This is a genomic window from Actinoplanes sp. NPDC023801 (genome assembly GCF_040639655.1).
GTDB lineage: Bacteria > Actinomycetota > Actinomycetes > Mycobacteriales > Micromonosporaceae > Actinoplanes.
Genome location: NZ_JBFAAI010000009.1, coordinates 141,765 through 153,339, shown reverse-complemented (window position 1 = coordinate 153,339; position 11,575 = coordinate 141,765). Strand labels below are relative to the sequence as shown.

3 protein-coding genes are annotated in these 11,575 nt (G+C 71.8%); all 3 read right to left on the bottom strand.

Going from position 1 to position 11,575, the window contains the following annotated elements; all coding sequences use genetic code 11:
• Nucleotides 1-12: 12 nt before the first annotated feature.
• Nucleotides 13-1,341: an MFS transporter gene (locus tag AB0G04_RS18635; RefSeq protein WP_360983613.1), complete on the bottom strand. Its 1,329-nt coding sequence runs from the start codon at nucleotides 1,339-1,341 to the stop codon at nucleotides 13-15.
• A 10-nt stretch (nucleotides 1,342-1,351) separates the two neighbouring features.
• Nucleotides 1,352-9,250, bottom strand: a complete 7,899-nt coding sequence (locus tag AB0G04_RS18630; RefSeq protein ID WP_360983610.1) for an amino acid adenylation domain-containing protein — start codon at nucleotides 9,248-9,250, stop codon at nucleotides 1,352-1,354.
• A 93-nt stretch (nucleotides 9,251-9,343) separates the two neighbouring features.
• Nucleotides 9,344-11,158 carry an NAD(P)/FAD-dependent oxidoreductase gene (locus AB0G04_RS18625; RefSeq protein ID WP_360983607.1) on the bottom strand — a complete coding sequence of 605 codons (1,815 nt, stop codon included), beginning with the start codon at nucleotides 11,156-11,158 and terminating at the stop codon, nucleotides 9,344-9,346.
• Nucleotides 11,159-11,575: the final 417 nt, after the last annotated feature.

Below are 11,575 nucleotides of genomic sequence, written 5' to 3'. Positions count from 1 at the left end.
TCGGTGTCGTCGTCATGGTGTTTGCTCCTGATCGGTCGGGCCGGTCCGCGGCTCGGCCGCCGGGCCGTGCCCGGTGGCAGTCGCGTGCAGGTCGCGTACCGCGCGCACCGGCGAGAACAGCAGAACGAGGGCGGCCAGGAACGTCCCCGCCGCGCCCACCAGGACGGCCTCGCGCAGCCCGGCCACGGACGCGAACGCGCCGCCGAGCAGCGCGCCCGCCGAGGCGGCCCCCCAGATGCAGGTACGCGCCGTGGCGTTCACCCGGCCGAGCAGTTCGTCCGGGGTGGAGATCTGCCGGAGGCTGACCACCAGCACGTTGAAGACGGGGACGCCGAACAGGGCGATGAAGGAGCCGAGCGCCGCAACGGCGAACGCCGCCGATGACTTCGCCGGCGCCAGCGCCACGAGCAGGTAGCCCAGTGTGGACAGGGCCATCGACACGATGATGGCCGGGCCGTCGCCGAACCATCTGCTCAGCCGGCCGACCATCATCGAGCCGGCCAGTGCGCCGACGCTGCCGGCCGCGACGACGAGGCCGACCTGCGCGGCGCCGATTCCGACCTCCTGCACCAGGAAGAGGAAGAACAGCGACATCACGACCGCGGAGAACAGGTTGATGATCACTGCGGCGGTGGTGCACCAGCGCAGCAGCGGGTGGCGCCAGAGCACCGAGATTCCCTCGCGGATGGCGGCGCCCACCGAGGCGGCCGGCACGTCCGGCTGCGCTTTCGCCACCTCGTCGGCCGGCAGTCGCGCCACCGTGAAGAAGGAGATCACGTAGGTCATCGCGTCCACCGCGAGCGCCACCGGCGCGCCGAGCCAGGCGATCAGCAGACCCGCCGCGCCGGGCCCGGCGACCTGCGCTCCCGACGCTGACAGCTGCAGTTTCCCGTTCGCCTCGGTGAGCCTGTCGCGGCCGACGAGACCGGGCAGGTACGACTGATAGGCGAGGTCGAAGAAGACGGTCATCACGCCGAGCACGAAGACCACCACGAACAGTTGAGCGATGGTGAGCACGTCGAGGGCGTAGGCGATGGGGATCCAGGCCAGCGCCGCGGCACGCACCACGTCGGCGACGATCATCACGGAGCGTCGTGCCCGGCGGTCCAGCAGCACGCCGACGAACAGCCCGAACAGCAGGAACGGCACGGTTTCCAGGGCGCGCAGCACGCCGGCTTCCATCGGTGTCGCGTCCAGCACCAGGACGGCGGTCAACGGCACCGCGACGAAGGTGATCTCGGTGCCGAAGACCGAGGCCGACTGGCCGGCCCAGAGCAGCGCGAATTTGCGCTGTCGGAGCAGCGACGCCGGCCGCGTCCGCATATCGGCGGATTGCCTCATCGAAGTGGTCCTATCCACGGGTGGGCGATTCTGACGAAACGTCAGAGGTGGACAATTTCCGCCGTTTGCCGGGACGAGGCCCGGCCGGGCTCGTCCTCCGGCCGGTCTGCGCGTGCGTGGCGACCGGTTGCTGTACGTCGATCTTGCCGATCGGCTGGCCGGGGTCGGTGGTCAGTTGTTCCAGCACGCTGTCGAGCTGCCCGGCCAGCGCCTGGACCGTGTCGTGGTCGAACAGGTCGGTGGCGTACGCGATGATCCCCTCGATGCCGGCCGGGCTCCCGTCCGGCCGGTACCGCCCGCCCAGCAGGAAGGTCAGGTCGAACTTGGCCGTTTCCAGCGCCGCCAGCTCCAGCTCCTCGACCCGCAGGCCGGGCAGCTCGAAGGAGGCCGCGGCATTGGAGTTGAACGACAACATCACCTGGAACAGCGGGTGCCGGCCGGCAACGCGCGGCGGGGCCAGGATCTCCACCAGCCGTTCGAAGGGCAGGTCTTGGTTCTCGAACGCCGCCAGGTCCGTCTCGCGGATCCGGGCCAGCAGTTGCCGGACCGACGGATCCCCGGACACGTCGGTCCGCAGCACGAGCGTGTTGACCAGGAATCCGACCAGGTCGTTGAGCGCCTCGTCGCTGCGCCCGCCGACCACCGTGCCCAGCGGGACGTCCGGGCCGCCGCCCAGCCTGCTCAGGAGCACCGCCAGCGCTGCCTGGACCACCATGAACGGGGTCACGCCGGCCAGCCGGGCCAGTTCCTCGACCCGGGCGTGCAGGTGCGGCCCGATCGCCACGGGCACCTCGGCGCCGCGCCGGCTGGCCACCGCGGGACGCGGCCGGGCGAACGACAACGCCAGCTCCTCGGGCGCACCCGCCAGCGCGGTACGCCAGACCCCCGCCTGCCGGGCGATCACGCTGCCCGGATCGTCCTCGGCTCCCAGCAGCTCCCGCTGCCACAGCGTGTAATCGGCGTACTGGACCGGAAGTGGCGCCCAGGCCGGCGCCGTCCCGGCCGCCCGCGCCGTATAGGCGGTCACCAGGTCGCGGCTGAACGGCGCGACCGACCAGCCGTCGCAGGCGATGTGGTGCACCAGCAGCACGAGCACGTGCTCGTCCGGGCCCACCACGAAGCCGCGTACCCGTACCGGAACCTCGGAGGCCAGATCGAACACGTACCCCGCGGCGTCGGCCACCGACTCCATCACCCGGCCCGCCGGGATCTCGGCCCACGCCAGCGGCAGATCGACCTCGCCGGCCGGCACGACCCGCTGGACCGCTTCGCCGCCGACGACCGGGAAAATCGTCCGCAGACTCTCGTGCCGCCCGACCACATCGCGGAAGGCCTGGTCCAGCGCCGCCCGGTCGAGCGGCCCGGACAGCCGCAACGCCAGCGGCACGTTGTACGTGGCGCTCGGCCCGGCCAGCTGACCGACGATCCACAACTGCTGCTGGGCGTACGACAACGGCAGCGGCTCGGGACGTACCCCGGCCACCAGCGGCGGACGCGGGGGCCGCGCCTGATCCAGTACCCCGGCCAGCGCCGCGGCGGTGGGCGCCTCGAACAACGCGCGGATGGTCAGCTCGACGCCGAGCAGGACGCGGATGCGCGCCACCAGACGCGTCGCGAGCAGCGAGTGGCCGCCGAGATCGAAGAAGTTGTCGTCGACACCGACTTCGGCCAGGCCGAGGACCTCGGCGAACGCGGCGCACAGCGTCTCCTCGCGGGCCGTGGCCGGCGCCCGGTGCGTCGAGGTGGCCGCGAAGTTCGGGGCCGGCAGCGCCTTGCGGTCCAGTTTGCCGTTGGCGGTCAGCGGCAACCGTTCCAGGGCCACGACGGCGGCCGGCACCATGTACTCCGGCAGCAGCGCCGCGACATGCCGCCGCACCGCGCCGGGCAGGAGGGCGAGCTGTTCCGGGTCCTGGCCGGGAGCGGGCACCACGTACCCGATCAGCCGCTTGTCGCCGGGGATGTCCTCCCGGACCGCGACCGCCGACCGGGCGACTCCGGGACAGCCGGCCAGCACCGCTTCGACCTCGCCGATCTCGATCCGGAACCCTCGGATCTTCACCTGGTCGTCGGCCCGGCCGGCGAACTCGAGGGCCCCGTCGGGACGCCGGCGTGCCAGGTCCCCGGTCCGGTACATCCGTTCGCCGGGGGCACCGAACGGGCAGGCCACGAACCGCTCCGCGGTCAGTCCGGCACGCTCGAGATAGCCCCGGGCCAGGCCCGGGCCCGCGACGTACAACTCGCCGGTGACACCGGGCGCGACCGGCTGGAGGCCGGTGTCGAGGACGTACACCCGCATGTTGAACGTGGGGTTGCCGAGGACCGGCCGCGGCGAGGTCCGCGGCTGCGCGAACGTCTGGTAGACCGTGCATTCGGTGGGTCCGTAGAAGCTGAAGCTGTGGGTGTCCGGGCCGAGCGCCCCGAGCCACTCCCACAGCGGATCGGGCACCACCTCACCCCCGACCACGAGCAGGGCCGGGCGGCGACGGCCGTGGCCGAACAGGCCGCCGGACACGGCGGCGGCCATGTGCGAGGGCGTCAGCTCCAGGAAGTCGACGTCGTGCTCGTCCAGCCAGGCGCCGAGGAGGCTGAGGTCGGCGAGCACCTCGGCGCTCATCACGTGCAGTTCGTAGCCCTCCATCAGGCTCGACAGCTGATCCCAGACCGCGTCGAAGGAGATCGAGGTGGTCAGCGCGACCCGCAGCGGCCGCTCGCGCGCCGGCCCGGCGGCGGCGAAGACCGACTCGCGGTGCACGGTGATGAAGTTGGTGATCCCGCGGTGCGGCATCACCACGCCCTTGGGGGTTCCGGTGGAGCCGGAGGTGTAGATGACGTACGCGGGGTGCGCCGGATCGAGCGGGCGGAGGCGGTGGGCGTCGCCCGGGTCACGGGTCCACGCGGGATTCGTGGTCAGCTCCTGGCGTGTGGCCGGATCGTCGAGCACCAGCAGGGGCGCGCCGGCGGGCAGCCGGGCGGCGGTCGACCGCAGCGTTATTACGTACGCCGGCTTCGCGTCCTCGATCATGAACCGCATCCGGTCCATCGGGTAGCCGGTGTCGATCGGCAGGTACGCCGCGCCCGCCTTCACCACGCCGAGCATCGCCACGATCAGCTCGACCGACCGGGGCAGCGCCAGGGCCACCACGTCCTCCGGGCCGACGCCGGTGCCGATCAGGTGGTGGGCGAGCTGGTTCGCGCGGTGGTTGAGCTCGCGGTAGGTCAGCGTGACGTCGCCGAATACCACCGCGGTGGCTTCCGGGACGCGGGCGGCCTGGGCCTCGAAGAGTGCGGGCAGGGTCGTGGGCGCGATGTCACGGGCGGTGTCGTTCCAGTCGTGCACCATCCGCTCCCGCTCGGCCGGCGAGAGCACCGGGACCTGATCGGCCCGCTGGTCCGGCGCGGCGGTCACGGCGCTGAGGACGCGCAGGAAGCGTTCGGCGAGCTGCTCGGCGCTGCCACGGTCGAACAGGTCGACGGCGTACAGGAGGTTGCCGGTGATCCCGGCGGGCCGTCCGTGCTCGTCGAAGCACTCATGCAGGTCGATCTCCAGGTCGAACTTCGCCGGCGGGTCGACGTCGGGCAGGAACTCCACCGTCAGGCCGGGCAGCTCGAGGATCGGGTCCTCGTTGTTCTGCACGGCGAGCAGCACCTGGAACAGCGGGTGGCGTGCCATCGAGCGAGCCGGCGCCAACTCCTCGACCAGGCGCTCGAACGGCACCTCCTGGTGCGCGAACGCGTCGATCGCCGTCTCCCGCACCCGGGCGAGCAGCTCCCGGAACGACGGGCCGCCGGACAGGTCGGTGCGCACCACCAGGGTGTTGATGAAGAACCCGACGAGGTCGTCGAGTGCCGTGTCGGCGCGCCCGGCCGCCGGCGTCCCGATCGGGACGTCGTGGCCGGCTCCGAGGCGGGACAGCAGCACGGCCAGTGCGGCCTGCAGCACCATGAACATCGTCACGCCCTCGCCCCGGGCCAGGTCGGCGACCTGGGCGTGCAAGGTGGCGGGGACCCGCACCGGCACGCCGGCACCCTGGTGGGAGGCCACCGCCGGGCGGACGCGGTCCACCGGCAGCGTCAGCTCCTGCGGCACGCCGGCCAGCGCCCGGCGCCAGTAGGCCAGCTGCCGGCTCAGCACGCTCTCCGGGTCGTCCGCCGCGCCGAGCAGTTCCCGTTGCCAGAGCGTGTAGTCGGCGTACTGCACCGGCAGCGGCGCCCATCCCGGTTCCCGGCCGCCGCGCCGCGCCGCATACGCCATCGACAGGTCCCGCGCGAGCGGCGCCATCGACCAGCCGTCACCGGCGATGTGGTGCACGTTGAGCACCAGCAGGTACTCCCCCGCGCCCGACTCGAACACCCAGACCCGGAACGGCACCTCGGCCGACAGGTCGAAGCGGTGGCCGGCGGCCGCGGCCACCGCCGCGGCCGTTCCGGCCGGTCCTACCTTGCCGGCGGGCACCATCGTGAACGCGGCGCCGAGGTCGTCGACCGGTGCCACCCGCAGATGTGGCCGGCCCTCGGCGGACGGGAAGTAGGTGCGCAGCACCTCGTGGCGCGCGAGGACGTCGCGTACCGCCGCGGCGAGCGCCGCTTCGTCGAGCGTGCCGCGCAGCCCGACCACGATCGGGATGTTGTATGTCGCGTTCGGCCCCTCCAGTTCGCCGAGGAACCACAGCCGCTGCTGCGCGAAGGACAGCGGCATCGGCTCCGGACGCGGGCCGGCCACCAGCGCCGGACGCGACGGGCCGGCCGAGTCGAGCGCTCCGGCCAGGACGGCGACGGTGGAGGCCTCGAACAGTGTGCGGATGGTCAGGTCGACACCGAGCAGGCTCTGGATCCGGGCGACCAGCCGGGTCGCGAGCAGGGAGTGCCCGCCGCGTTCGAAGAAGTCGTCGTCCACGCCGACCCGGGGCAGGCCCAGCACCTCTGCGAAGGCAGCGCACAGGATCTCTTCGCGGACGGTGGCCGGGGCCCGGTAGGCGGCGGCGCCGACCGGCTCGGGGGCCTGCAACGCGCGCCGGTCCAGGATGCCGTCGACGGTCGTCGGCAGCTCGTCCACAACCACGATTGCGGCCGGGACGAGGTGCTCGGGGAGCAGTTCGGTGGCGTACCGGCGGACCTGTGCCGGCAGGTCAGGACCTTGGCCGGGCGCGGGCACCAGGTAGCCCATCAGGCGACGGACTCCGGCGTGGTCGGCGCGGGCGACCACCGCGACCTGTGCGACGCCGTCGTGGCGGGCCAGGACCGTCTCGACCACACGGGGCTCGACCCGCCACCCGCCGATGTTCACCTGGTCGTCGGCCCGCCCGAGATGTTCCAGGCTGCCGTCGGCCCGCCACCGGCCGAGGTCGCCGGTGCGGTACATCCGTTCGCCGGGCGCGCCGAACGGGCACGCCACGAATCGCTGCGCCGTGAGGTCCGGACGGTCGCGGTACCCCCGCGCCGGTCCGGTGCCCGCCACGTACAGCTCCCCGACGACCCCCGGGGGCACCAGCCGCAGGCCGGGATCCAGTACGAAGACGGCCTGCCCGGGCAGCGCCGTGCCGATCGGGCTGCGCCCCGGCCAGGCATCCACGGGACCGGCGCCGAGCTCCAGGGCGGTGGTGTGGACGGTGGTCTCGGTGGTGCCGTACAGGTGGACCAGCCGCGCACGGCTGCGCGGGTGCGCGGCGTGCCACTGCTGCACCACTTCCGGCGGCAGTGCGCCCTCACCGAGGACGATCGTGCGCAGGGCGAGGTCCGGGGCGTCGTCGCGGCGGCCGGCGCCGGGGAGGGCGGAGAACGCCGACGGCGTCTGGCTGAGCATCGTCACCTGCTCCGCGGCCAGCAGATCGAGCAGCTTCTCCGGTGACCGGGCGACGTCCCGGGCGACGACGACGAGGCGACCGCCGTGGAGCAGCGGTCCGCACAGCTCCCAGATCGAGAGGCCGGACGCCGGAGAGTGCAGCATCGTCCACACGTCGCCGGGGCCGAACCCGGCCACGTCCCGTGCGCTGTCCAGCAGGCTCGCCCCGTTGCCGTGGGTGATCTGGACGGCCGGCTCGCCGTGTGTACCGGAGGTGGGGATGACGTACGCCGGATGCTCCGGCAGCAGCGGTGAGACGCGCTCGGCGTCGGTGAGGTCCGCGGCCGGCTGCACCGCGAGGGCGCCCATTGTGTCGTGATCGTCGAGCATCAGGCAGGTCCGCCCCGCGACGGCGGTCCCGGACCCGGCGATCGTCACGACCGGTGCGGCGTCGTCGAGCATCATGGTGATCCGCCTGGCCGGCAGCGTGGCGTCCACCGCCAGGCAGGCCGCTCCGGTCTTGAGCACCGCCAGCACCGCGACGACGCTGTCCAGCGACGGGGGCAGCACCAGCGCGACCTCCCGCTCGGGACCGGCGCCCCGTTCGGTGAGCAGCCGGGCCAGCCGGTTGGCGCGCGCGTTCACCTCCGCATACGACAGCGCGTCCGGACCGCACGTCACCGCCACCGTGCCGGGGGTACGCCGGACCTGAGCCTCGAACAGCGCCGGCAACGTGGTCCCGGGTCTCCGGGTACCGCCGGTGTACCCGGCCAGCAGCTGCTCGCGTTCCCGGCCGGTCAGCACCCGCGCGTGGCCGATGGACCGGTCCGGGTCGAGGACCAGCTGCTCGATCAGCCGGGTGAGCCGGTCGGCCAGCGCCTGTGCCGTGCCGTGGTCGAACAGGTCGGTGGCGTACTCGATGAGCCCGTCGATCCCGGCGGGCCGGCCGTCGTGCCCGTACCGTTCGCGGAGTTCGATGTTCAGGTCGAACTTGGCGGTGTCCGACGGCGGGATCTCCAGCCGCTCGACGCGCAGGCCGGTCAGGTCGAAGGAGCTTCCGCCGTCGGCGTCGAAGGCCACCATCACCTGGACCAGTGGGTGGCGGGCCAGTGAGCGGGGCGGGTCCAGGATCTCCACCAGCCGGTCGAACGGCATGTCCTGGTTCTCCAACGCCTCCAGATCGGTGTCGCGGATGCGCAGCAGCAGTTCGCGGAACGTCGGATCGCCCGAGACGTCGGTGCGCAGTACCAGCGTGTTGACGAAGAACCCGACCAGGTCGTTGAGCGCTTCGTCGGTGCGCCCGGCCACCGGCGTACCGACCGGGATGTCGGTCCCGGCGCCCAGGCGGGACAGCAGCACTCCCAGCCCGGCCTGGATCACCATGAAGGTGGTCACCCCGGCCAGCCGGGTCAGTTCCTCGATGCGCGCGTGCAGTTCCGCGTCGAAGGTCAGCGGCACCTGGGCACCCCGGTGGCTGGCCACCGCCGGGCGGGGCCGGTCGAACGGCAGGTTCAGCTCCTCCGGCAGCCCCGCCAGCGCCCGGCGCCAGAACACCGACTGCTGGGCGAACAGACTGCCCGGATCGTCCTCGCCGCCGAGCAGCTCCCGCTGCCACAGCGTGTAGTCGGCGTACTGCACCGGAAGCTCGTCCCATCCGGGCTCGGTTCCGGCCACGCGCGCCGCGTACGCGGTGGTGAGGTCCCTGCCGAGCGGGCCGAACGACCAGCCGTCACTGGCGATGTGATGCATCAGCACCACCAGCACGTGCTCGTCGTCAGCCAGCGAGAAGCCCCAGGCCCGTACCGGAATGTCCGCGACCAGGTCGAACACGTGTCCGGCGGCCTCGGACAGCAGTCCCGCGAGCGCATCCTCGGTGGCGTCGGCCCAGGTCACCGGGAGCACCGCCTGCCCGGCGGGCACGATCCGCTGCACCGGTTCACCGGCGACGACCGGGAAGACCGTCCGCAGGCTTTCGTGCCGGCCCACCACGTCACGGAGCGCCTGTTCCAGCGCCTCCCGGTGCAGCGGCCCGGTCAACCGGACCATCAGCGGCACGTTGTAGGTTGCGCTCGGCCCCGCCATCTGGCCGACGATCCACAGCCGCAACTGCGCGAACGACAACGGAATCATGCAGTTTCCTCACTGTTTTCATCGCGGTGAGCGGCGATCCGTGGGCGATGGTTCGGCCAGGCCGGGCCGGCCGGGTTCACGTACCGGCCGGCTTCACGTGCCGGGGCGGGTGAACGCGAGACCGGCGAAGTCCCCGGTGGCCCGCCACTGCTGGAGATGCTCGAAGAACCCCAGAGCGTCGAAGGTCGTCACCGTTTCGAACAGGGAATACGCGCCGATGTCGCCGCCCTCGTTGTTGAAGTAGCCGGGCGTGCAGTCGGCGCCCAGGAACGCCAGCCAGCCTTCGTTGGCGCCCACCTGTCCCATCCAGGCGTCCTCGGCGTGCCGGGTCACCTCGACCACCTCGGCGCCCGCGCCGACCGCGTGCGCCACGACGGCCGCGACGGACTTGGCCGCCTCCGACAGGGTGTGGGTGAGGTTGGAGGTCCGCATCCCGCCCGTGCTCGGCTGGACGAGGAAGGCGTTGGGGAACCCGTGCACGTGGATGCCGTGCAGGGTGCGGATGCCGTCGGCCCAGTGTTCGGACAGCCGCTTGCCGTCCCGGCCGGCCGGGTCGAAGCCGGCCCGCCCGGTGGGCGTGGTGCCGACCTCGAACCCCGACGCATAGACGATGCAGTCCACCGGGTACTCGGTGCCGGCCACCACGACGCCGCGTGGCGTGATCCGTTCGACCCCCTGGCCGTCGGTGTCGATCAGGTGCACCGTCGGCACGTTGAACGCGGCCAGGTACTCGTCATGGAAGGTGATCCGCTTGCACGGCAGGTGGTACCAGGGCTTGAGCAGCTCCGCGGTCCGCGGGTCCTCGACCATCTCGTCGATCCGGGCGTGAATGTCGTTCATCGTGGCGAGATTCGTGTACACCTGGGACAACGTGGCATTGACCGCACTCATCCGGGCGACGTCCGCCTCGTCGACGGCAGCCTGCTGGTCGATGCGCATGCGCTTGGCCAGGGTGGTCCAGCTGTCGTTGATCAGGTCCTCGGCCGGTTGTTCGGCGGCGGTCATGTTGGCCGCGTGGTTGTCGAGCCACCGCTGCTGCCAGCCCGGCGTGGCGATCCGCGCGAACCATTCCGGGTCGATCGGGCGGTTGTTGCGGACCTCGACCACCGACGGCGTGCGCTGGAAGACGAACAGTTCCTGGCATGCGGTGGCCAGATGCGGGACGCACTGCACCGCGGTGGCGCCGGTCCCGATGATCGCCACCCGCTTGTCGCGCAGCCCGTCCAGCGGTCCGCCGGCGGGGTCGCCGGTGTAGGCGTAGTCCCACCGGCTGGCGTGGAAGGAGTGGCCGGCGAAGCTCGGGATGCCCGGGATGCCGGGGAGCTTGGGCACGGACAGGTGGCCGAGTCCCCAGCCCACGAACTGCGCGGTGAACTCGTCCCCGCGGTCGGTGCACACCGTCCACAGCCGGGTGGTGTCATCCCATCGCAGGTCGGTCACCCCGGTGTGCAGCAGCGCGTTCTCGTACAGGTCGTACTGCTTCGCGATGCGCTGACAGTGTTCGAGGATCTCCGGGCCGTGCGCGTACCACTCCGAGGGCACATACCCGGTCTCCTCCAGCAACGGCAGGTAGACCAGGGACGCGATGTCGCACTGCACGCCCGGGTACCGGTTCCAGTACCAGGTGCCCCCGAAGTCGCCGCCGGTGTCGATGATCCGGACGTCGGTGACCCCCGCCTCCTTGAGATAGGCACCGGTCATCAAGCCGGCGAAGCCCCCGCCGATGAAGGCGAACGTGACGTGGTCGCGGCGCGGCTCGCGCTCCACCCGATCGGCGAACGGATCCCGCCCCATGTGAGCGAACTCGCCACTGAGCCGTACGTATTGTTCGCTGCCGTCCGGACGCAGTCTCTTGGCCCGCTCGGCGGCATTCTTCTCCAGAATCTTGGACACATCGAGCCTGGACACAGGGTCTCCTTCAACTGCAATTTCCCGGACTGCACGTCGCGGCCAGCCGACATCAGAAATTCGCGGGGAATGGTTTTCCGGCGGCGGTGTCCTGAGATCAATCACATCGACACCACCTGATCATAGGTGGCTCCCCGCCCGCACCCGCATCCCTGGCGTCCCCGGTCCGGTCGTTCACGGTTTCGCGCTCAGCATGGTCGATCGTGGCCGGAAGATGTCCCGCCGGCACGGTTCCACAGCAGCACAGGGCCCGTTCATGTCTCGCCGGCTAGACACGGGCAGGCGCCGCCGGAAGATTTCAGGACTGATGGGGAAAGCCTCCGAAGCGGACGAGGCGGCGCGCATTACCCACCATTGGCTCGGCTGTCCGATCACCAGGCGGAACGCCGATCGGCCGACCTCGGCCACACCATGCCA